Origin of the sequence: Persicirhabdus sediminis (assembly GCF_016595495.1) — a bacterium.
Lineage (GTDB): Bacteria > Verrucomicrobiota > Verrucomicrobiia > Verrucomicrobiales > Akkermansiaceae > Persicirhabdus > Persicirhabdus sediminis.
In genome coordinates this window covers 313,544-336,632 of sequence record NZ_JAENIM010000039.1, presented here as the reverse complement: position 1 = coordinate 336,632, position 23,089 = coordinate 313,544, and the positions used below count along the sequence as shown (strand labels likewise).

Below are 23,089 nucleotides of genomic sequence, written 5' to 3'. Positions count from 1 at the left end.
ATTCATCTACAGACTAATCCATGACCTCTGATTCCATTGAAGAAATCATGCAGCGTGTGCATCGCCTTGAAATCAAGGCGAAGCGCTTAGCTAGTGAAAGCTTCGGCGGCGAGTATCACTCATCATTCAAGGGCCGTGGGTTAGACTTTGAAGATTTCCGCGAATACCAACACGGCGACGAACCGCGATTCATCGACTGGAACGTCACTGCTAGAAAAAACACCCCCTACATTCGCACCTTCCGCGAGGAGCGCGAGCTATCAGTCATTCTAGCTATCGACATCTCAGCATCTAGCCACTACGGCAGCGTGCACCTGAGCAAACGCGAACTCGCCGCGGAAGTAGCAGCATTGTTAGCATTCACCGCCAAATTCAACGGCGACAAAGTTGGTCTATTGCTTTTTGCCGGTGAGCCGGTGCTCTACCTACCACCAAAAAAAGGCACACGTCACACGCTGCGCATGATTCGCGAGATTCTAGCAGCCGAGCCTAGCAAACCGCAAACCAACATCCCAGCGGCGTGCAAATTCCTCACTCATACGGTGCAACGTCGTTCACTGGTTTTCATGATTTCAGATTTCATGGACCACGACCTCAACCGGCCTATCGGCGCACTTTCGCATAAACACGAAACCATCGCCGTGCGCATCTACGACCCAGTGGAGAAGAAATTACCCCAAGTGGGCAAAGTGAACCTGCGCGACCCTGAAACCGGTGCTGAGGTAATGGTGAATACTAACAATAGCAACGTGCGCATGGCCTACGAAAAGCTAATGCGCCGGCAACGCGAAGCGGTAGACAAGACACTAAAAAAACACCAAATCGACTCGATCTCGTTATCCACAGCGAGCGACTACCTCATGCCCCTGCATAAATTTTTCCGCCAAAGAGCCAAACATCGTAGATAATTGTGAACTCAGAACTGCCAATACCTAGCGGCCTGCAGGACATCACAAATGCTGACAGCTACCTGCAAGAAGCCGCCGCCCCACAATGGGCCACCGGACTAGCCATCGCTGCTGGCGTGATCATCGTTATCGCCATCATTTGGGCGCTACGCTCACCGCAAAAAAAGTATGGGAAATCCCAAGGCCAGCTAGCTAACGAAGCATTAACATCGCTCAAAGAACGCTGCGCAGAACTCTCCAACAAGGAACTCGCTACCGAGCTTTCATTGATCCTGCGACGGTTTTTGGATGTTACCTATCAAGACCCTAGCATCTATCAAACTCACGAAGAATTCATCCTACGTGAAGATGCATTGTTGAATATCGATAACGACAAGCGCTCTCACTTGCTAGATTTCCTAACTCACCTGAATGCTTTCAAATACAAACAGCAAAGCACAGCCGCGCAAGACGAGCTCATCAAACAAGCTAACGAGCTACTTACTCAACTTTCAAAAAACTAAGAGCAACTAGTCATGGCTGATTTTACATTCTTGGATAACTTCACATTTGCCAATCCCGGCTGGCTGCTCCTGCTCATCCCTACGATCTGCTTGATCTTTATCCGCGGACGCAAACGCACACCGGAAACCATCACATTCTCCAGCCTCAGCGTATTGGCCAGCCTTGGGCAAAAACCATCACGCGCAGCTGGCGGCATAAGATTCCCGCTGATGATTTTCGCGCTGATTGCGGCAATCATTGGTCTAGCTAGACCGCAGTGGACCAACAGCTACACCGAACGCACAGCCAGCGGCATCGACATCATCCTAGCAATCGACATCTCCAAGAGCATGGAAACCGTCGACTTCGCCGTTCAAGGGCAGCGCACCACACGCATGGTTGTCGCTAAAGCAACCGCAGAGAATTTCATCGAGCAACGCAAAGACGACCGCCTCGGTATTGTCGCCTTTGCCGGTAGACCATATGTTACCAGTCCGATTACGCTGGATCACGAATGGCTGATAGGCAAGTTGCGCGAGCTAGACCCAGACCTGATTGGCGAACAAGGCACCGCCATTGGCTCCGCTATCGCAGCTTCAGCTACTCGACTCGACGGCCGCGAAGCCAAATCAAAAATCATCGTGCTACTCACCGATGGAGCTAACAACTCGGGCAAACTCTCGCCGATTGAAGCCGCCAAGCTAGCCAAAGAGCTAGATATAAAAATCTACACCGTAGCCATCGGCAGTGAAAAAGGTAGACTTTCGCGCGACGTGCAGGCGACACCAAAACAGGAATTCAACCCTGAGGTGCTGCAAGAAATCGCCAAACTCACCGAGGCAGAATATTTCCACGCCAAAACTACGGACGACCTAGTAGACACCTTTGCAACCATCGACGAGCTAGAAAAGACGGAGATCAAAACTCACACTATCGTCGACGTCAAAGAACTATTCCCCTACTACGTTGGCGCGGCAATCTTACTCAGCCTGTGCTCACTTCTAGTGCAATCACTGCGCCCAACACCGGCACCATAATTAGCTAGCAAAAAATCTAGCTGGCCAAAACTCGACCGGTTAATAGCTAAGCCAAATCCAGCTAGCTGACTTTACGCTAGCTAACCCTCACGCTAGCTGACCAACTCTCCAGCCAGCTAGATTTCCAGCTGGCCAGCATGTCTTACTCAGCTTTAGCTGACAGCGCTGAGCGCACTTGCTGGATGAATTGGCTACGCTGAGCATTCTCAGAATTGCGCTTCTCCGCTTGATCCAACATCACCAACAAGGAGATCTTGCTATCAGCGTTGCTAGACTGCAGTGACTCACAGAAAGTTACTAAAGTCGCAGCAAACTGCAGATCGTTAGAAGCAGATGATAGACTCTGAGCGATTTCCTGAGTCGCGGTCGCCACGGTATTTTGATCAAAGATCAACTGTAGCTGCACACTATCACCGTCCAACTCAACATCCTCGTGAGGCTTCAACTCATAGAGCACGTAGCTAGATTGATTACTCGCTGAAGCAAAATCAGCTGATGGAATCATCTTGCCAGATTCACCCGCAACATAACCAATCACTCTGAGGCCAGCTACTTTGGCATCATCAACTTGCAGCGCCACATTTACCCCTTCGATCCATTGATCAGCAACGGAAACATGCACTGCTGCGAGTAGGCAACCAGGATTCCACGGGCTTTCTAGAAGCTCGAGAGACCCGTGGTAACCACCTAATAAAATCTCATTTTTCTGCTGGTAATCAAAAGCATTGATGAGCTCGTCGACGCGCAGTTCAGCGGATGGCAAGACCCCGCGTTGCAGTGCCAACTCGGCTTCTAACCAGCTAGCTTTACCATTAAACATAGGCACCATAAATGGCACACCGAGCTCTGGGATCATCCAGTCGATTTCTTCACTATCAGATCGAGAAACAGCTACGCCATCAAAGTTGCCACCTTTGGCAGCCGCTACTTTTTCCAGCTTGCTTTGATAGGCTGCTGGCTCGGCGGCGATTTTCTCCGCTACTGAGCTGGCGACCCATTTTGATAGATCTTGCTCAGCTTCAGTAGATTGGCGCTGATAGACCACTGGCGAACTCATATCCACGAGTGAAATATTGGCCCAAGCAATCTCTTGAGTCTCGGAGCGATCGACATCGGCGATTTGCCCTTGATTTGCAGAATGCTGGTTGAGCCACAGAGCCGCCATGCTCACAGCTACGGCAGCTGCCGCCCCCATCGCCATGAGTTTGCGTCGACGAAATGGGCTGGCCGCTTGATTGACCGACACCACTTTACCGTGATTGAGAATGGCTGCACGCTGATCTGGACGCAGCGCTAGAGTTTCGCTCCCTAGCAGCTGGCTCAATGTCTGCGCAGTAGCGCGAGCTTGCTCCACAGCCATTGCCACATCGGCGTTAGCTACAGCGGCAGCGCGCACTTCTGCGGCTTCGTCCGCACTCAGTTCACCGAGTACAAATGCTGTAATTTTTGGATCGTTTGCCTTCATTGTCATTTTGCTATGGGCTTAATCAAGCAGGTCGCTTGGTATAATTTCACGTAATTTTTTTAATCCGGTATGCAGAAGAAACCCGACGTTTCCACCGCTCAGGCCAGTCTCATCACTGATTTCCTTGTAGCTCATGCCCTGCTCAAATTTCAGCAGGATCACTTTGGCTTGGTTCTCAGGTAGTTCGTCAAGACAGGCTTTGAGTTGAGTGACTCGCTCACCTTGATCGACTTTATGATCTGGCGCTTCTACCAGCTGGGGTTCTTGACCAAGGTCGGGTTGATCGCTGAGAATCATGCGTTGTTCTTTTCTCAGCACATCCAAACATCGATTGCGACACACGGTGTACAACCAAGATTTAGCATTCTTCCTAACCTTGGACACGTCCTGTTGGTAGAGACGAATATAGGTATCCTGAACCACGTCGCGCGCACGATTGAGGTCATGCATATAGCCCATAGCATAGACAATCAGCTGGCTTTCGTATTCGCTCATGGCGAATTCTACCAGCTCACTGATCGTGCTAATGCTTTGCGCATATTCTCCTCCGTGTGACTCCATGTTCAGTTATTCAATGGTCAAACGGATCAAGCCGCCAAAATATTTGGTTATTCTTCAAATATTTTTTTCTGGCTAATAAAGTAGCTCAGATTTTCCAGCTCGGATGCTAGATCTACTTGGCTGACGACTACTGATTTGGGCACTTTGAGCACAGCTGGCGAGAAATTCAAAATCCCTTGAATACCAGCAGCTACGAGGTCGGCAACCACCTCAGCAGCAGCCTCAGCTGGCACACATAAAATGGCCATGTTGATTTTATTTTCACGCACGAACTCGAGCATCTCGCGTTCATGAAAAAGTGGCACCTGAATGCCGTGATCTCTGAGTTCATCGGCTGCAACATCAAAGACCGCCTTCACTTCAAATCCCTCTTTGCGGAATCCATCGTAACACAAAAGCGCCCGACCGAGGTTACCTGCACCAACCAGAATAACTGGCTTGAGACTCTCTCTATCACTGCCCAGTCCTTCGCGAATGGCCTGATAGAGACCTTCCACCTGATAACCTTTGCCGCGCATGCCAAATTGGCCAAAGTAGGCAAGGTCGCGCCGCAGCTGGGAGGATTTCACTCCAGCTGCCGCAGCCAGTGCCGTCGAACTCACTAGCTCTCGTCCATCGTCAATCAACTGCTCGAGACAGCGACTGTAGATAGAGAGCCGGTAGACTGCTTTGCGCGAGATTTCAGGCTTATCGGCCATTTAGTCGACTTTGAGCTCTGAACTTTGATTTTCCGCAGTCATGATCAACTGAGTGATCTCAAGCGCGAGGTCCAGCGCGGCGGCGCCTTGCTGGCCAGAAACTTGTGGGCTCAGCCCCTGGCGAGCGCAGTCGATGAAGGATGCGAGTTCCAGCTTGAGCGGTTCATCTTTTTCTACTTCAACTTCGGCGCGCTCGATGCCCATGTTGCTCTTCCAGAACATTTCGCCGCTCTGGTTTTGGTAGTCTAATGAAAGGTAACAATCACCCTGGAAAACACGCAGTTTTCTCATGCGCTCAGGGCTGATGCGGCTCGCGGTAACATTGGCCACGCAGCCATTTTCGAAACGAATACGCGCATTGGCGATATCTTCACGATGTGTTAGCACGGGAACACCAACGGCATCCACGCTAACAACTGGTGAATTCACCAAGTGGAGGATGATTTCCAAATCGTGAATCATGACGTCGAGCACCACGCCGATGTCCATGCTGCGATTTGGGAATGGTGAAAGTCGGTGAGCTTCGATGAATTTTGGTGAATTCAAGCGCTTCTCAAGTTCACGCATCACTGGGTTGAATCTCTCGATGTGGCCAACTTGAAGAATGCGGTTGTGCTTGTGAGATGACTCTACCAGCGCACGCGCATCGTCTAGCGAGTTGGCAATTGGTTTTTCCATCAGCACGTGCACGCCAGCTTCTAGCAGCTGACAGCCAACTTCACGGTGGTATACAGTAGGTACAGCCACGGTGACGGCATCTACCAACTCAACAAATTCTTCTAATGAGCTAACGGCTTTACCGCCAAACTCTTCTGCCACCGCTTGGGCGCGGTCGTAATCTTGATCATAAATAGCAGTCAGTTCGACTCCTTCAAGAAGTGAAAAAACCCGCGCGTGGTTGCGCCCCATCGATCCAGCTCCAGCTACACCTGCTCGTATCATGCACACGCAGTAATCCAATTTAGCTACGATGACAAGTCTGGATGAGCAATACACACTGGCATCGGATCTTTCAGGATTTTTGAAGAAAAATCATTCGCTTATCAAATCCCAGTCAATTCTTAACATTAACGATTGGCTCAAGTTACCAAACTAAACAGATTTAATTATTCATTAATAAAAAACTCGTTCACCTATAGCAATTCGCTAAACCCATTGAATTTCCAGCCACTAGCAAGGCAAAAATGAAGAAGGCTGCATAAGTTTTGACGAATATGCACAAGCCCAGATATTTATCTCAATTTAGAGCTGTTATATTAACAAAAAAAATAAATAATCGCTGAAAACCATAACTGCACAACACGATGAGTTTACACGCACAACTATCACCCGAAGCGTTAGCGATCCTAGCACGTCAAAAACGAAACCAAACAATAACCAGTATTTTAATAGCCTGTTTATCCATACTGCTAGTAGGAGTTGTTTTTGCCTTATTCATGGTGGCCAATATGACCAAAGAAACACCTCAAATCGTTTCTTATCAATCACCAGCTAGCGACACCAACGACATTCCACCAAGAAAGCTCAATCGCCAGATCAATACCAAGCCATCTTCACCATCATCATCCATGGCCAAGGTGATCGCGGCCAATACTTCATCACCTATTGCCGTTCCTGTGCCTGACGTGATCGTTGCTGAGCCAACCGTGGATTTTGGTAATGGTGACGACTTCGGCGACGGCTGGGGCGACGGTGACGGCGGTGGCATGGGTGGTGGATTCCAGTCCATCCCAACAGCCATGAAAAAACGCTGTTCACCGCAGGACCGCATGCAACGCCTCAAGTCTAATGGCGGCAACGAAGCCTGTGAAACAGCTGTGGTAAAAGGCCTCGACTGGCTGCAATCCACACAAAACTCTGACGGCAGCTGGGGCGACTCCAACAAACAAGCAATGACTGGTTTTGCCATCCTCGCCTTCCTTGGCCACTGTGAGACACCTCTGTCACCAAAATACGGCCAGACGGTAACTGACGCCATCACCTACCTGATTGACTTCAGCACCAAACATAACGGCAAATTTTCCACAAACCTAAATGGCATCCCATGGTGTTACGAGCAAGCGGTCTGCACCTACGCGATTGCTGAGTCATACACCTTCTGCAGCAGCCTGAATCTTGATTTCCCCAACCTCAAAGAAGTCACCCGCTCAGCTGGCGACTGGATCATGGAACACCAACACAACTCAGGTGGCTGGGATTATCGTTATGATACCAGCGGCAAACGCGGCGGTGACAACTCCATCAACTACTGGCACATCCAAGCGCTGAAAGCCTGTAAACACACAGGCCTCTGGAAAGACAATGATTTCAAACGCGTCATCCCTAAGGCTCTTGAATACATCGAAAGCAGCCAGGGCAGCGACGGTGCAGTTGGCTACCAGAAGAAGCCGGAAAAATCACCAGGTCTCACTGGCGGCGCCGTGCTCGCCTTCCAGATGTGGGGCAAAGGCAGCAGCTCTGTTGCACGTAGTGGCGCCAAATGGATCCGCACCAATACCAAGTTTGACTATAATACAAGCAGCGCCAACCTCTACGATCACTACTACAATGCACAAGCGATGATCAACCGTGGCGGCGCAGATTGGGCATTCTACAACGACCTATTCCGCGACCAAGTGCTCTCTGGGCAAAACCCAGATGGCTCATGGAAAATTCCTGGTGGTGGCGAGTCAATTTCTCACGGCAGCCAATTCACCGGCGGGTCATCATCATCTCAGGTCTACCGAACATGCCTGAACATCTTCATGCTGGAAGTCTACTACCGCTTCCTCCCGGGCACAGGTGGCAAATAATCAGCCACAAGGGTGAAATTGGCCAACTTATAGGCTAAAAAATACTCACTTAATATCAATCTTACCAATCTGGGTCGTCATTCATTTGACGGCCCATTTTTTATGCCCCGCAAAAATTCCCCTGACGATATCATAATACACAGTGCCGATCTAACCCGCTAAACACTGAGATTAAAGCAAAAGCGCGCCAAGCCATGTGGTGTATGACTTAATCACTTGTAAGAATTGGCATAAAACAATCTGTGTGACACAAATCACTTGTGAACGACTACACACTGAACTATGTAGCTTTTTGCTATAATTTGCCACGAAAACAAAGCTGCGCTACGCTATAGCTAAAACGGTAATCTCGCCACCCAGCCAGCAGCCCAATTTTTGGTCAAAAACCAATGGCAATCAGCGAACAACGCAATCAAAAAATATGAGTCTACATGCACAGCTATCCCCTGAGGTCATAGCCGATCTACGTCGGCAGAAACGCAATAATGCGATCAGCAGCTTTTTCATTGCCCTCCTGACTATCACACTAGTCGGCGTTGTCTTTGCCATGTTCTTCCTTGAGATCGAACAAAAGGACGATGTGCAGATTGTTTCCTATCAAGCGGCAGCACGTGAAGAAACCGTCGTTGAGCGCAAGCAAATCACCCGCACGATGCAGCAGCCAACTGCCGCACCTAGCGTCAGCAATGTCATCACCGCCAATACCAGCGCAAACATTTCTATCCCTACGGTAGAAATTGAACCACTTGATTTCGCTGTGGACTTTGGTGAACTCGACGATTTTTCAGATAACTGGAACGAAGTGCAGCCAGACAATACCTTTGAAGCCATCCCATCAGAAATGCGCGTTCGTTGTTCGCGCGAAGACCGCATGGCTCGCCTGTCACAAAATGGTGGCGTTGACGAATGTGAAACCGCTGTAGTCAAAGGACTACGCTGGCTGAAGAAAAACCAAAACAAAAATGGTAGCTGGGGCGACCGCAACCACTGCGGCATGACAGCTCTCGCTGTGCTCGCCTACCTTGGCCACTGCGACACTCCAGATTCTCGTGAGTTTGGTGAAACTGTCACCAAAGGCATCACATTCCTCATCAACTACAGCTTAGAAAACGACGGCAGGTTTGTTAAAGATACCACCCAGCACGCATGGGTATACGAAACACCAATGGTAGCTTACGCACTCGCTGAGTCATACACATTCTGCAATAACCTCGGCATCACCATTCCTAACCTCGAAGAAGTCACCAAACGCGTCGGCGACTGGATGCTCAGCAAACAACACCGCAGCGGCAGCTGGGATTACGGTTACGATACTCGTGGCCAGCGCGGCGGTGATAACTCCATCGGCTTCTGGCACATCCAGGCACTCAAAGCCTGTATGCACACAGGCATCTGGGAGAAGCGTATTTTCAATACACCAATCAACCGCGCACTGCGCTACATCGCCGACACCCAGCAGCGTGACGGCGCCATCGGCTACCGCGCCAATGCTGACCGTAAACCTGGTCTCACAGGTGGCGGCCTACTCGCCTATCAGATGTGGGGACGCTCAGATGATCGTGTCGCTCAGCGCGCAGCTGACCACATAATCGGTCTGACTAAGTTCAACTACAACAGCCCAACAGGTAACCTTTACGACCACTACTACAACGCACAGGCGATGATCAACGTAGGCGGATCACATTGGGAAAAATACAACGCCATCTTCCGCGACCAAGTTCTCCAGAACCAGAACGAAGATGGTTCATGGAAAATCCCAGGCGGCGGCAAGCAGATTGCACACGGTGGATACTTCACCGCACAACACAAATCAGCTGAAGTTTACCGCACCTGCCTGAATATCTTCATGCTCGAAGTTTACTACCGCTTCCTCCCAGGTACTGGTGGCGAAGACGAGCACTAAAATTACCGGTAGACGACATATCAAATTTGGCAAATGCCTCGTCAGTTCGCTGACGAGGCATTTTTGCGTTCAGCTATAGCTTGATCCATGATGCGAGCTTTGCCATGCTGGCGACTCGATGAGCCAGCCGGATACCAAACTTAGCTACGATCAACTTCACCACCATATCTGCTCAGAGGCATGGACCACTAGTTTTGATCCAACCACGCTGATGATGGCCAAAAAATGGCTGCGCAAATGTCAGCTCGACGAGCTCCAGCTGGAGTCATTAGAAACTGGCGACCTCGAACTAACGGCCACGCTCACCGATCCGCTAGACAAAATCGAACAGAGCATTGCCAGCTTCTGGTTAGAAAGCGGCCAAGTGATGCAAGATTGCTCGTGCAGCTGTGACGTACAAAGCAACTGCGCGCACGCCGCCGTGCTCATGAGCTACCTATCCAAAGGTCAACGCTTGCGCCAGCTGATGGAGAAAAATGCCGTCGAGACAACTGCCGACGAGCAAGTCGATAGCCAAGCAATGCAATCGTGGCTCGATGAATTACAAAAACAATCAGCCAGCAATGCGCCAGCCCAACAGCTAGAAAAGCCAGCTAGCAAAGCCAACGAGTGCATCCTCTACCTAATCCAGCCAGACGAGCACAAGCCATGCCGTGCCGCCCTGCACCTATTCCACGGCAGCTATAACAAAAACGGCCAGCTCAGTCAGAAATTTGCCGCCGCACAGAATTTGCCCAGCCTAGCTGATTCAGCTGACGAAAACATTCTCCACCTTCTCAGCCAGCTAAAACCAGTGCATGATGACAGCCTAGAAAACTCTAGCTGGATGATCAGCGGACCGTATTGGAACAGCCTGTTAGCCCAGCTTATTAAAACCAATCGCTTAGTCATCAAAGCCGACAAACTCAGCCCGCTAGCAATCGGCCAGAGGCGCGACGTTTCGCTCAGCTGGCATGAAGAAAATCAATCGCTACAGCCCGTAGCCCAGACCCAGCCAGCCAGCCAGCATTTCCTCTACACAGATAAGGTTTATTACATCGACACCCAACAGTCCGAGTTAGGGCTGATAGAATCTAGCCAGCCAGCTGAGCTGATTCACGCGTGGCTGAACGGTCCATCCATTCCGCTAGACAGCGCAGACGAACTCATTGCGGAGAGTGAATCGCGCGGGCTAACCGCCACCCTGCCAGAGCTACCAGCCGCCGCATCTCATCAAAAAAAAAATCTTATTGACCCGTCTGCGGCGCAATTTCACCTGCGAGTAGAACGCCGACCGCAAACCGCCAAACATCTGCCCGAGATATACGCGCTAGCTGGCGTGCGCTACGGTGAACATACCAGCGCACTAACTGCTTCGCAAAACATGAAGGCACTGCGGATCAAAACCGCCGAGGGTGTGCAACACATCGCGCGCGACCATCAGGCCGAAATTTCAGCGCTGCAACAACTCCAACAGGCGGGACTACATCCTGGTTTGGATAAAAGCAACCCCTTCTGGGCACCGGAAATTGATGCACCTAACGAACTCACAGATACAGTTTTCTGGACAAGCTTCCGTCACCAAATCGCCCCGCAGCTAGAACGAGCCGGCTGGCATATCACCTACGCGCACAATGTCGGCAACAAACCACTCGTTTTCAAATCCACTGGCTGGAAAGCTGAAATCGTCGAAGAAGGGCGCGGCTGGTTCACCCTATCAGCTGGCTTTGAAATTGAAGGCGAACAATTTGATATCCAGCCGATTCTCGCTGCGCTGCTAGAAAACAATTTCCTCGAGCGCACCAAAGATCAACCCGCTGGACAAGAATTCCTCTGTTTCCTACCCGACGGTCGAGCCGTTGCCCTGCCCGTCGGTCGCTTCCGCAAAATCCTCACAACCCTAGAGATGCTGCTGGAGTTCCAGTTCCCCGACAAACCCATCAAAATTCAGAAACTGGAAGCTGCTGCGCTCGCCGACGACGATGAACTTGAACTCGAAGTGCCAGCTGAAGTTGCTGACCTGGCGACACAGATTGCCTCACTCGACGCCATTCCAGACATCCAAGCACCGCGCGGTCTGGACGCCACACTGCGCCCCTACCAGCTAGAAGGATTTCGCTGGATGACCTTTCTATCACGCCAGCAACTGTGCGGCATTCTAGCTGATGACATGGGCTTAGGCAAAACACTGCAGACCATCGCCTACATCCTATCAGAGAAAGAAAATGGTCACAGCTGCGGATTACCTAACTTGGTGCTAGCGCCCACCTCAGTGGTGCAAAACTGGCAACGCGAAGCTGCAAAATTTGCCCCCGACCTAGAGGTCCTGATCCTTCAGGGAGCTGACCGCCATCAACGATTTAAGCAAATGGGTCAAGCTGACATCGTCATGAGCTCATACGCATTGTTAGCTCGCGATCTAGAATATTTCATCCCGCAGAAATTCCACGCCATCATCCTCGACGAAGCCCAACACATCAAAAACCCACAAGCCAAAGTTTCCCAGGCATTACTCGAGCTAGATTCTAACCACCGACTCTGTCTATCAGGCACACCTATCGAAAACCACCTTGGCGAACTGTGGAGCTTGATGCGTTTCCTCACGCCTGGGCTACTCGGCTCACAGGAAAAATTCAACGAAAGCTACCGCAAGAACATCGAAGCTGGCAGCCAGTCGCACTCAGACGCACTCAACCGCAAAGTCGGCCCACTCATCTTGCGCCGCACCAAAGATGAAGTCGCCACCGAGCTACCGCCAAAAACGGAGATTGTGCACAGCATTGCGCTCAACCCAGCGCAAAAAGACCTCTACGAAACTGTGCGCTCAACCATGGATAAAAAAGTGCGTCGCGCCATTGCCATGGCTGGCGGCGGAGAGTCGCAGATCGTCTTCCTCGCAGCATTGCTGAAACTGCGGCAAATTTGCTGCCACCCGGACCTCATTGCCGAGTCACACGAACCGCTGCAATCGGAAAAATTCAACTATCTAGCTGACTTGCTAGCCACGCTGAAAGCAGAAAACCGCAAGGTCCTGTTATTCTCGCAGTTCACCAGCATGCTCGACCTCATCGAGGCTCATGTGATTGAACAAAATATGAGCTACCTCAAACTAACTGGTGGCACAAAAAACCGCCACGAACTCGTCGATATTTTCCAGCGCGGAGAAACTGACATTTTCCTCATCTCACTCAAAGCTGGTGGCACAGGCCTCACGCTCACTGCTGCCGATACAGTCATCCACTACGATCCATGGTGGAATCCAGCGTCTGAAAATCAAGCCACTGATAGAGCGTACCGCATCGGCCAGGACAAACCGGTCTTTGTGCACAAACTCATCTGCGCTGGCACCGTGGAAGAACGCATTCAACAAATGCAGGGGAAAAAGAATACTCTAGCAAACAACCTGCTCGACGGCGCCACCAAACACATCCAGCTAACAGCCGACACTATGCAATCATTGCTCAGCGAGTAAAAATCTAGCTAGCTGAGTAAAGGCGACACTCTTCGACATCTAGCATAATCTGAGCTAGCAACTCGTCGATAGATGCAAATTTTTGCTCGCCGCGAAGATACTTGAGAAACCTAACTTCAATATCCTGACCGTAAATATCGGCATCAAAATCAAGCAAGTGCACCTCAAAGAGACGCTCAGCTTCGCCAGTTTCCACGGTTGGTCGTTTACCTAAATTTCCCGCACCCCGAGTCCACTTGCCATTAACCAAGGCCTCAACAACCCACACACCATCTGGCGGAAGTTGCTCGTTTTGCACACGCAAGTTAGCGGTAGGAAAACCAATCGTGCGTCCTAGCTGGCGACCGTGCACCACAGTACCTAACACAGTGTAAACACGCCCGAGCATTTCACTCGCCTTGGCGATATTGCCGTCGCGAATAGCTTGGCGAATTCGTGTACTGCTCACCCGCTCACCATCGACCATGACGGGTGCGACGGCGGCGATTTCAATTTGATTTTTCGCGCCAAACTCTTGCAGGAACCCAACATTGCCCATGCGTCCTTGGCCAAATTTCCAATCTTCCCCCATCGCCAATGTTTTCAGCTTAGGGTAATAGTCGTGAATCGCTGCTAGAAAACCAGCCGCATCTAACTTAGAAAATTCAGCTGTAAAATCGACGACAATCAAAACATCCACACCGAGATCAGCCAGTAGCTTTTCTTTGTGCTCGAGTGAGGCCAGAATCCTACGCGGCGCCTTGCTTGGTGCCAAGACGCGGATAGGATGAGGTTCAAATGTTAGCACGGCTGATAGAACACCAGCTTGTTTAGCGCGAGCCACCGAGCGCTTTATCACCTCTTGGTGGCCAACGTGCACGCCATCAAATACGCCGAGCGCCAGATGAAGTTCTGACTCAATTTTCTTCTCTCCGTGGATGATGGTTTGCATAAATATCTAGGTAAAAATTACCACACTTCGGCGAGCACAGATTCTTGTCCCTGCGCCATCACTGCTGCCTCAGCTGGATCTGCGTCTTCGTGGCCAGCTAGATGCATCAAGCCGTGAATGACATAGAGCATCAACTCGCGCTCAAATTCATTGCCGTATTCCAGCGCCTGAGATTTGGCCGTTTCCACACTGACAACGATTTCGCCGTAATCAAATGTGATCACGTCTGTAGCCCCGGGAATATCCATGAAGTCGACGTGAACTTGTGCAATAGTCTCGTCATCGACAATAGAAACTTCAACAAGTTCCAGCTGCGATAGCACTTCACCATCCACAGCTAGCTTGCTAACTAAAGGGATCGCTGCATTGGCTGCAGCTGTCATGCGCTCTATCAACGACTCGCTAAGCGGAAGTTTGTCTTGGTTTTGATAGATCTCAACTTGAGTATTCATGATAAAAATCAAGGCGCTTAGCTTTTGAGCTTTTTGGTAGGCGTCTTCTTTTCAGCCAACTTGTTAGCGTCTGCAGGTTTATTGTCGGGCTGCAGCTTAGCAGTAGCTGCTTTGCTTTTCCCCTGATCTTGCAGCTTAGTGGTAGCAGTTTTACTCTCAGCGTCCATCTTGGCTGTCGCCGTTTTGACATCAGGCTTCATCTTTGATGTTGGCGCCTTGTTTCCTGCGTGCATTTTTGATGTGGCAGTTTTGCCCCTAGCCGCCATTTCATTGGCCTCAGCTTCTTTTGGGTAGTCAATACGCGTATGCATCATACTGCTGAGCGTCTTAACAAAACTACGTTTCACCTCACGGATGTCCCCCAAACTCAGCTGGCTGTCGTCTAGCTGGCTATCATTGACGCGGGCGCGGACGATGTCGTCTACCAATTTTTGAATTTTCTTAGAGCTCGGTTTTTTCAGCGAGCGAGAAGCACTTTCCACCGCATCAGCTAGGCTGATGATGCCGCTCTCGCGAGTACGAGGACAAGGCCCAGGGTAACGGAAACTTGATTGTAAAACATCAGCGACGTCTTCGGCATTGCCTTTCCCTTCTTCCACTTTTTGTAGCTCAGCGAGGCGGAGTTCCTGTGCTTTGTGGTAGAAAAAGGCAACTAATGAATTGCCGTGGTGCTCACGGATTACATCAATGATGGCTGGATTGAGCTTATGTTTCAGCGCTAGATCCACCCCGTCTTTGACGTGAGAAATAATCACCAAGGCGCTCATTTTTGGCGTGAGATCATCGTGCGGGTTGATCTCGTCTTGGTTCTCAATGAAATACTGCGGTTTTTCAATTTTGCCGATGTCGTGGAAATAGGCTGCGACACGACAGAGGCTCGCATTGGCGCCAATTTCCTCAGCGGCAGCTTCAGCCAGAGTGGCCACCACCATGCTGTGATGGTAGGTACCAGGTGCTTCTAGCTGCATTTTGCGCAACAACCTATGGTTGAGGTCACTCATTTCCAGCCAGCTAATGCCGGTAGTGATCTGGAACAAACTCTCAAGGATAGGTAAAATTCCGCTGACAATCATGCCGGTGAGCATACCGATGGCGAGCGCCACAACTAGCTTGAGACCTTCACTGCTGACACCTTCGGTGGTCTGCACGCTCATCAGGTTGATGTGGTTGAAAACTAGCGCCATCACCACACTGGCTAGACCAACGTAGAAACCGGCACGCAAAAGTGATCCACGACGGCGCACGTTGCGGGTCAGCATCACAGCGACAAATCCGCTCACCATGCAAGCAACCATATAGGCTACGGCCGCACCTTCTGGCATCAACATACTGCCAAACATGCTGGCGAAGATGACAGAAAAGGCCCCGCCTTGACGGCCAAGCAACACCGAGTGAATCATCGGCGCCAATGCCACAGGGGCGAGCAGCAACATGTAGTCACCATGGAAACCATTTTCCAAAACAAAGAAATTCACCAATCGCTGGATAGCTACCTGAATGACCAAACCACCCAAGGCTAAAACGAGCTTGCCGTTGCGGTTGGAGATTTCACCAAACAAATGCACCAGCGCCAGTGAGCTGGCAGCGACGGCCAGCGTGGCAAAACTGCGCTGCAAGCTAAATACGGTATCGCCGCTTGGACTACCAAAGTTGATAATCAGCACCATCAGGGCGGCATAGACGAAGGCGATCAGCACACGCAGCCAGAAACTTTGCTCCATCGTGGAGACAACGTTGCGGTCGTTTTTCTGCCGACGCGTAGATGCACTTGCCATGCCTTTTTGAGCAAGCTTTCTATGCTTTAAGATATCGAGAATTCCCACGGGTTTTTTATAAATTTTTGACGTCCAATAGCCGTAAGCCATTGAATCATCTGACTTGTTTCTACTTTACTAGCAAAAAACTGGCAATGCACAAATCGTCATTGCCTTTAAAACATTGGCCCCTAGCGGGCGTAAAATCGTGTACCTATTGGCTCGCCTGCGACGATATCGGCAAGCAAATTAGGTTTACGACCATTGCTGATAATCGTCTCGATTCCAGACTCGGTAGCGTATTTTACCGCCTTCAGCTTTGAAGCCATGCCGCCGATGGAGAATTTCCCACTATCCTTGCGGGCAAATGATTCCACGTCTTTGACGTCATGTACCTCTTTCACCAGCCCTGAGCCGTTAGGACCATCCAGCCCGTCAATAGTGCTGAGAAGAATCAACCGCTCTGCACCAAGCAGACGAGAAACACGAGCTGAGAGCATATCGTTATCACCAACACTGAGCTCCTTTACACAAACTGAGTCGTTTTCGTTGATGATAGGCACCACGCTAGATTCAGCGAGCAGATGCTCTAAAGTATCTTGCACGCGCTGGCAGCGACGCTTGTCGTTGAGGTCTTGTTTGGTCAAAAGCAGCTGGCCAACCTGCAAACCGAAGTTTTGAAATAATGTCTGGTAAATGTGCATCAATGAACACTGGCCAATCGCGGCGCAGGCTTGGCGTGAGGCCACATCTTCAGGGTACGAATTGCGACCGAGAGCGGCAACACCTGCCCCCACCGCTCCGCTGGATACCATGACACACTTAGTGCCACTGGCGACAAGTTCAGCCACCGCAGTGACTAATCTGACCAATGATGGTCTATCTAATGTAGCATCGCTAGTGCGGGTGAGCACACCAGTTCCAATTTTAATGACGGTTACCCCTTGAGACATAATTTGTGATTAGATTATCCGCGTTGCATCATCGCTACCGCATTGCTCACAGCTGGGAACACTTGCTTTTTGCGACTAACAACACCAGGAGCTAATAACGCGCCTTTTGCATCCTCTTTATAAGGTAAGCAAGCAATCAGCTCCTCATCACCTGCTGCGAGCAGCAAGCTGTTATGGCTGGTAATATCGGTCACAATCAACAAAGCAAGATCGTATTTTCCAACTTTTGCGAACTCGTCTAGATATTTTTGTAGTTCAGATGCTCGTTTAAGGAACAAATCGTGCCCGACTTCCTCCACATGTGAGATGCTAATATTGCAGCCAGACTCGAGGAACTCTTTGCGGTCAGTGCCTAGAACCTCATCGGCTTCGGCGTTTGCCAGCAGCGATCCAGAAGCAAAGAAATCGAGCATGAATTTGTTGGCATCCACACCAGCGATTTCACACAACCAAGGAAGGATCTCACGGTCTGTCTCGCTAGTCGTAGGTGAGGTTAAATTCAGAGTATCTGAGATGATTCCAGCAAGCAGACACTTCGCAATACCACTAGACATCTCGATATTTTTGTACCGATACTCGCGAGCCACCAGCGTAGAAGTAGAACCTACTGGTTCGTTGAGGTAGTGGATTGGGTCACGTGAAACCAAATCACCAGCGAGTCTGTGGTGATCAATCACCGAGATCACTTTAGCCTCACGCACGCCGTAAATGGCTTGTGAATATTCGTTGTGATCGACCAATACCAGCTGGATGCGCGGTGGATCAATGAGGTCTGATTTAGAAATCACCCCGATGATCTGCTGGGTGCCAGTGCGCACTACTGGGTAGAGATCTTGGTCTGACTTGGTCAGTTTTTTACTGAAATCTTTGACTGCTTCCTGCTCTTCGGTAAGCAGCAGGTTGTCTGCCATCGCACAGCGCACCATGCGTGAACAACGGACTAGCTTCGTGACTGATGCGGTATCGCGATCAGTAGTCAACACAGCCACACCATTCACCTTGGCACGAGCGAGCAACTCTGGGGAAACGGAAAAACATCCCGTCACCACCAACATGCCGACACCGTGATCGATGGCTTTTTCCTGAATGCTCGGACGATCACCGCAAACCACGAGGAGCTTGCTGAGGTAACCTTCCTTTTCAGCATTGAGCAAACGCCACTCAACTGAGTCTTCGCTAGAAGCGCCCACTAAGAGCATGAATTCTTGCTCTTCTTCAGACAGCTCGACGGAGCGATTTTGCGCCTGTAGCGTCTCGGCAATCTTAGTTGGTGCAGCCGTGACATGTCTCACGGATTGACCTTCCAACTCGGTTGGCATCAACAGCTGCAGCAAATCGAGATAACGAAGAATGCCAAGCACCTTGTTATTGTCGTCAACCACAGGGATACAGCGGACGCCGCTAGACAGCATGCGCCTGTACGCGGTCAAAAATGTATCTCCCGGAGAAACCTGGATCACCTGACGACGGCACATCATGCCCGCGGTGGTATGCACATCTTCAATCAACTTCGGCGCTTCCATCTCGGCTTGCTTGAGCACCCACGCGGTACGCGCTGGCACGTCACCGCAGCGGATCGCCTTGGCATTTGGGTAGCCAGTTTGCTGGAGCAAGTCGGCATAACCGATGGCTGCGCAAATAGCATCTGTATCAGGATTTTTATGGCCGACTACGTAAAGAGGCGTTGATTCTTCGTTCATCACTTTTGAGAGGTGCGTGCAGCATTGATTAATCCATGAAGAAATGCAACCTTCAGAACGTAAAAAAGCGACACAAGCGAATTTTCACTGTCGCACTGGATAAAAGCGCCCCGCAGCGCGCTAGAAGAAACCATTAATCCTCAATACCTCAGGGCGACAGCCGTCATCCAGCACAACTTCGACAACATCAAATCGCCAGCGCAAATCTCGCCGACCTAAAAGCTTAAACCAAGCGTCAGCGCCACGCTCAATCAGCATTTGTTTGCATTCGTCAACCGCATCGCTCGGTCGCCCGACTCCGCCAGCCCGCCGCGTCTTCACCTCCACAAAACACAGAACATTGCCGTCACGCGCCACGATGTCCACTTCCCCACCACCTGGCGCGCGGAAATTTCGCCGCAAAATCTTGCATCCATCGGCGCGCAAATAGTGACAAGCAATGCGCTCACCGAGTTCACCCAGCTGGCGCGCGTCCATCGAGCCGCCGCTGACACACAAATTCGCGCGCCTGCAGAGTAATGGACTGAATCGTCTATAAACCCACGAAACCACGGCAGAATCATACACTTACGCACAGTCCGGAGGGAGAAAAAACACCCGTAAGCGCAATAAATCTTAAATAATCCGCGTAAATTGCTTGTTTAGGCAAAAAACTTCGTCCATGACTACGCGCATGACCGAATTGAGCCCAGCGAGAGAACGACTACGCGAAGAAGGATTTGCGCTGATCGACGATACTCTTTCTACATTGATTGCCTGTCTTTCAGATGCTCTCAAAAACCTTCAGGAAGAAAAACTCATCCCCTACCTACCATGGAAGGGTGAGATTCCTAAAGGCGAGCTACCTGACGACCTCCAACAACTTTACTCAATTGGCTTCCAGCTCCTCAACATGGTCGAAGAGCGTGTCGCCGCCACCATTCGCCGCCAGCGCGAGAACGAGTTAGGCGCCACATCCATTCGTGGATTATGGGAGCGCTCGCTTGGCGAAATGCAAAAATTGGGCCTCAAGGAAGAAGAAATTCTCAAATTACTTGGCGACATCCAGATTGAGCCCGTATTGACCGCTCACCCTACGGAAGCCAAGCGCTCAACCGTACGTGAACGTCACCGCGCCATCTACCAGGAAATGGTTCTCAGCGAGAACCCGAGCCTAAACCGCCGCGAGCAAGCACGCATTTCCAAGCGCATCACTGTAGCCATGGAAGCCCTGTGGCGTACTGGTGAGATCCACCTCACCCGCCCGAACCTCTCACAAGAACTGCGCACCGCGCTCTACTACATCCGTGAGATTTTCCCATCCGTCGTTCAGCGCGTCAACCTGCACCTGTCAGAAGCATGGGAGAATGTTGGTTTTGACGAACAAAAACTAACAGACTCAGGTGTACTGCCTCGCTTAACTTTCGCTACCTGGATTGGCGGCGACCGCGACGGCCACCCATTAGTGACTCCAGCAGTCACCGAACGCCACCTGCTGGAACTGCGCCACCACGCATTTGTCATGCTGCGCGCCGAGCTCAAAGAGCTCGCATTCCACCTCACACTTTCCGAGCAATTCCAGGCACCTACACCTAAGCTGAAAACTCGCCTAGCTAGCATTTCTGAAGAAATCATCAACCGCGACTGGGTTGAGGAAGTCAGCCAGAAAAACCAGCAGGAGCCATGGCGTCACCTCGCCTACCTGATTCGCGGCAAACTTCTCTACAACCTAGAGAACCGTCCAGGCGGCTACACCACGCCTAAGGAGCTCGATGACGACCTCGCCATCATCGAAGCCAGCTTACGCAAAATCAACTGCGCCCTGCTCGCCGACCAATTCCTCTCACCGCTACGCCAGAAACTGCGCATCTTCGGATTCCACCTCGCGAAGGTCGACGTCCGCCAGAACTCAGAGTTTCACGACAAAGCGGTCAGCCAACTGCTCGCAGCAGCTGGCATCGAAGACGGCGCCAACTTTGCCAACTGGGAAGAAAGCAAGCGTGTGGAATTCCTCACTCAGGAACTCAACTCCACCCGCCCATTCATCCACAATGACATTTCAGCTGGTGTAGAAGCCGACGCCGTACTCGACTGCTACCGCGTACTGGTCAAACACATCGACCGCTACGGCAACGATGGCATTGGCTCACTGATCGTCTCCATGACGCGCTCACTCTCAGACATGCTCTGCGTTTACGTGCTCGCTCGTGAAGCCGGCCTGATGGAAAACACACCAGACGGACTAGCCTGCCCAGTAGAAGTGGTTCCTCTTTTTGAAACCATGGACGACCTGGACGCATCAGCTAGCCTGCTCGCTCCATTCCTCGACCACGAGGTAACCAAACGCAGCCTGAAACTCCGCCACAGCAAAGACGAGAGCGTTTACCAGCAAGTCATGCTCGGCTACTCAGACTCGAACAAAGACTGCGGCATCCTCTCAGCTCAATGGGCCCTCTACCGCGCACAAACGGCAATGACCGAAGTGGGCAACGAGCGCAATATCCAGCTAAACTTCTTCCACGGTCGCGGCGGCACAATTTCCCGCGGAGCTGGTCCTACCAACTCATTCATGGAAGCACTGCCTCACGGGTCATTCTCTGGCAGATTCCGCATGACCGAGCAGGGTGAAACGATTGCGCAGAAATACGCCAGCCTCACCAATGCCACCTTCAATGCCGAGCTCCTCGTTGCTTGCGCATCTGAGACCACAGCCAAACATCGCTTTGGCAAGGCCTACCAAGACCCATGTCTTGAATTCCTCGACACCCTCTCCGGAGAAAGCGAGAAAGCCTACCAGAAGCTACTGCGCGAAGATGGATTCATCGAATTCTACCGCTCAGCTACACCTATTGACGCGCTGGAAAATTCACGCATCGGCTCACGTCCGGCGCGCCGCACCGGCAAAAAAGGATTCTCCATCAGCGACCTACGCGCCATCCCATGGGTATTCTCATGGACGCAGGCACGTTTCTACCTTCCAGGCTGGTACGGTGTTGGCACCGCTCTGCAGGAGCTGAAAAACCAATGCCCAGATGGATTTGAAGTGATCAAGCAGAACCTGCGCAACTCACCATTCCTGCGCTACGTGCTGACCAACGTGGAAACTAACCTAGCCAGCGCCAACTTCGAGTTGATGCAAGCCTACGGTGAACTTTGCACCGACGAGGCACTGCGCGAAAAATTCGTCTCCATCATCGCCTCAGAATTCAAGCTCACCCAAGAGCTACTCACCGAGGTATTCCAGAGCGATTTCGCCGAGCGCCGACCACGTATGAGCAAAACACTGGAAATCCGCGAGGAACCATTACGCGTCCTCCACCTCCAGCAGATCGAATCGATCAAAAATTGGCGCCAACTCAAAAACGACGGCAAAGATAAGGAAGCTGAAGAAATCTTCCCAAGCATCCTACTATCCATCAATGCCATCTCTAGCGGACTGCGCACCACTGGATAATCACTAACCCAGCACCCACCCCCTAGCTCCCCCCAACACAAACATCACCGAGCCGCCAGATCACTTCTGGCGGCTTTTTTGTGCCCACAGGTCGCTAGCTGGACAATTTGAGTCGCCAGATAGTATTCTCATCTTGAAAATCCACTCTAGCCAGTGTCAAATCCACGTCATGGAAATAGCCACTGAGCAAATTCGCAATTTTCTTCAATTTGTCACCTTACAATTTATCGACCACCCGGAGCACGCACAGCTACGCGTGGCCAAGATTGACGAATCTCACGTACGCTTCCGCCTCATCCTCGCCAAGGAAGACGTCGCCATCTTAATTGGCCGCAATGGATTCACCGCTAGCGCCATTCGCAACTTACTCAAAGCCACCGCTGCCAAACACAACATCTCAGCCACCTTACAGATTCATTCTCAGGAAGAAGAGCAACAGCGCATGGCTGCCATCGAAGCCGGCGAAATCATCGACGACGAAGCAAAATAATCTCGTCCAGCCAGCTGGAAATACCCACTCACATCCACACGGCAAAAAACTTTTGCCGCCCAGCCAGCTGGTCTCGCC

At 51.1% G+C, this 23,089-nt stretch carries 18 protein-coding genes; 8 read left to right on the top strand and 10 right to left on the bottom strand.

Going from position 1 to position 23,089, the window contains the following annotated elements; translation table 11 throughout:
* The first annotated feature begins 20 nt into the window (after positions 1–20).
* The 3 genes from JIN82_RS08870 to JIN82_RS08860 are packed head-to-tail and all read left to right on the top strand — an operon-like array spanning position 21 to position 2,428.
* Positions 21–908 carry a DUF58 domain-containing protein gene (locus JIN82_RS08870; RefSeq protein WP_200311275.1) on the top strand — a complete coding sequence of 296 codons (888 nt, stop codon included), beginning with the start codon at positions 21–23 and terminating at the stop codon, positions 906–908.
* A gap of 2 nt (positions 909–910) precedes the next feature.
* Positions 911–1,411 (top strand): DUF4381 family protein, encoded by a 501-nt coding sequence (locus JIN82_RS08865; RefSeq protein WP_200311274.1) that lies wholly within the window; start codon positions 911–913, stop codon positions 1,409–1,411.
* Between the two features lie 12 nt (positions 1,412–1,423).
* Complete coding sequence (locus JIN82_RS08860; protein ID WP_200311273.1) at positions 1,424–2,428, top strand: vWA domain-containing protein; 1,005 nt, start codon at positions 1,424–1,426, stop codon at positions 2,426–2,428.
* Between the two features lie 142 nt (positions 2,429–2,570).
* On the opposite strand, the gene JIN82_RS08855 is transcribed toward JIN82_RS08860, so the two are convergent.
* Genes JIN82_RS08855 through JIN82_RS08840 form a run of 4 tightly spaced genes read right to left on the bottom strand, consistent with a single transcriptional unit; the run spans position 2,571 to position 6,094 of the window.
* The gene (locus tag JIN82_RS08855; protein WP_200311272.1) at positions 2,571–3,899 is read right to left on the bottom strand and encodes a hypothetical protein; all 1,329 of its coding nucleotides are present in this window, start codon (positions 3,897–3,899) and stop codon (positions 2,571–2,573) included.
* Positions 3,900–3,911: 12 nt separating this feature from the next.
* Positions 3,912–4,454, bottom strand: coding sequence for an RNA polymerase sigma factor (locus tag JIN82_RS08850; protein WP_200311271.1), 543 nt, complete (start codon positions 4,452–4,454; stop codon positions 3,912–3,914).
* A 47-nt stretch (positions 4,455–4,501) separates the two neighbouring features.
* On the bottom strand, positions 4,502–5,152 hold the full coding sequence (locus JIN82_RS08845; protein WP_200311270.1) for a redox-sensing transcriptional repressor Rex: 651 nt from the start codon (positions 5,150–5,152) through the stop codon (positions 4,502–4,504).
* Positions 5,153–6,094: a Gfo/Idh/MocA family protein gene (locus tag JIN82_RS08840; RefSeq protein WP_200311269.1), complete on the bottom strand. Its 942-nt coding sequence runs from the start codon at positions 6,092–6,094 to the stop codon at positions 5,153–5,155. It lies immediately after the preceding gene.
* A gap of 506 nt (positions 6,095–6,600) precedes the next feature.
* Between JIN82_RS08840 and JIN82_RS08835 the strand changes: the two genes are divergently transcribed.
* From JIN82_RS08835 to JIN82_RS08825, 3 genes are all read left to right on the top strand, one after another.
* Positions 6,601–7,944 carry a prenyltransferase/squalene oxidase repeat-containing protein gene (locus JIN82_RS08835; protein ID WP_200311268.1) on the top strand — a complete coding sequence of 448 codons (1,344 nt, stop codon included), beginning with the start codon at positions 6,601–6,603 and terminating at the stop codon, positions 7,942–7,944.
* 421 nt (positions 7,945–8,365) lie between these two features.
* Positions 8,366–9,847: a prenyltransferase/squalene oxidase repeat-containing protein gene (locus tag JIN82_RS08830; RefSeq protein WP_200311267.1), complete on the top strand. Its 1,482-nt coding sequence runs from the start codon at positions 8,366–8,368 to the stop codon at positions 9,845–9,847.
* A 118-nt stretch (positions 9,848–9,965) separates the two neighbouring features.
* Positions 9,966–13,298, top strand: coding sequence for a DEAD/DEAH box helicase (locus tag JIN82_RS08825; protein WP_200311266.1), 3,333 nt, complete (start codon positions 9,966–9,968; stop codon positions 13,296–13,298).
* Between the two features lie 4 nt (positions 13,299–13,302).
* Here the strand turns inward: JIN82_RS08825 and JIN82_RS08820 are convergent, their stop codons facing one another.
* The 6 genes from JIN82_RS08820 to JIN82_RS08795 form a co-directional block, all read right to left on the bottom strand.
* Positions 13,303–14,229, bottom strand: a complete 927-nt coding sequence (locus JIN82_RS08820) for a bifunctional riboflavin kinase/FAD synthetase (protein ID WP_200311265.1) — start codon at positions 14,227–14,229, stop codon at positions 13,303–13,305.
* A 17-nt stretch (positions 14,230–14,246) separates the two neighbouring features.
* Complete coding sequence (ybeY, locus tag JIN82_RS08815; protein WP_200311264.1) at positions 14,247–14,681, bottom strand: rRNA maturation RNase YbeY; 435 nt, start codon at positions 14,679–14,681, stop codon at positions 14,247–14,249.
* Between the two features lie 17 nt (positions 14,682–14,698).
* The gene (locus JIN82_RS08810) at positions 14,699–16,456 is read right to left on the bottom strand and encodes an HDIG domain-containing metalloprotein (RefSeq protein ID WP_200311263.1); all 1,758 of its coding nucleotides are present in this window, start codon (positions 16,454–16,456) and stop codon (positions 14,699–14,701) included.
* A 170-nt stretch (positions 16,457–16,626) separates the two neighbouring features.
* On the bottom strand, positions 16,627–17,388 hold the full coding sequence (gene proB, locus JIN82_RS08805) for a glutamate 5-kinase (protein WP_200311262.1): 762 nt from the start codon (positions 17,386–17,388) through the stop codon (positions 16,627–16,629).
* 14 nt (positions 17,389–17,402) lie between these two features.
* Entirely contained in the window at positions 17,403–19,088 is a 1,686-nt protein-coding gene (locus tag JIN82_RS08800; protein ID WP_200311261.1) for a putative manganese-dependent inorganic diphosphatase, read from the bottom strand.
* Between the two features lie 120 nt (positions 19,089–19,208).
* Entirely contained in the window at positions 19,209–19,565 is a 357-nt protein-coding gene (locus JIN82_RS08795; protein ID WP_200311260.1) for a YraN family protein, read from the bottom strand.
* 196 nt (positions 19,566–19,761) lie between these two features.
* On the opposite strand from JIN82_RS08795, the gene JIN82_RS08790 reads away from it, so the two are divergent.
* Both JIN82_RS08790 and JIN82_RS08785 read left to right on the top strand, forming a co-directional pair.
* Positions 19,762–22,521 (top strand): phosphoenolpyruvate carboxylase, encoded by a 2,760-nt coding sequence (locus tag JIN82_RS08790; RefSeq protein ID WP_200311259.1) that lies wholly within the window; start codon positions 19,762–19,764, stop codon positions 22,519–22,521.
* Between the two features lie 169 nt (positions 22,522–22,690).
* The gene (locus JIN82_RS08785; protein WP_200311258.1) at positions 22,691–23,011 is read left to right on the top strand and encodes a KH domain-containing protein; all 321 of its coding nucleotides are present in this window, start codon (positions 22,691–22,693) and stop codon (positions 23,009–23,011) included.
* The last annotated feature ends 78 nt before the right edge of the window (positions 23,012–23,089 follow it).